General features: G+C 65.9%; 1 pseudogene. It reads right to left on the bottom strand.

The annotated features are described in order from the left end of the window. A pseudogene (locus J7528_RS23380) lies at positions 1-296 on the bottom strand (TonB-dependent receptor); the annotation flags it as partial.

Below are 296 nucleotides of genomic sequence, written 5' to 3'. Positions count from 1 at the left end.
GTCGCTGGTCGGGGCGATGACGCGGGCGTTGGTCGAATAGGCGTCCTTGCCCAGCGCCGGATACCAGCTGTTCTGACCGTCCAGGGTGGTCTTCTGGTACAGGCCCGAGGCGTTGATCGTCAGGTTCTCGGTGGGCGTGAAGCCCAGCATCAGGCGACCGCCGCTGGAGTGCTGGTCGTTGATGTCCTTCTTGTTCAGCAGGACGTCGTCGACATAGCCGCCGCCTTCGGTCTTGTAGAGCACCAGGCGCGCGGCCAGCTTGTCCTCGATCAGCGGCGCGCCGCCGTCGATGCGGG

It is taken from the genome of Caulobacter sp. (genome assembly GCF_017744445.1).
In the GTDB taxonomy this organism is placed as follows: domain Bacteria; phylum Pseudomonadota; class Alphaproteobacteria; order Caulobacterales; family Caulobacteraceae; genus Caulobacter.
This window is presented reverse-complemented; position numbering and strand designations above follow the sequence as displayed.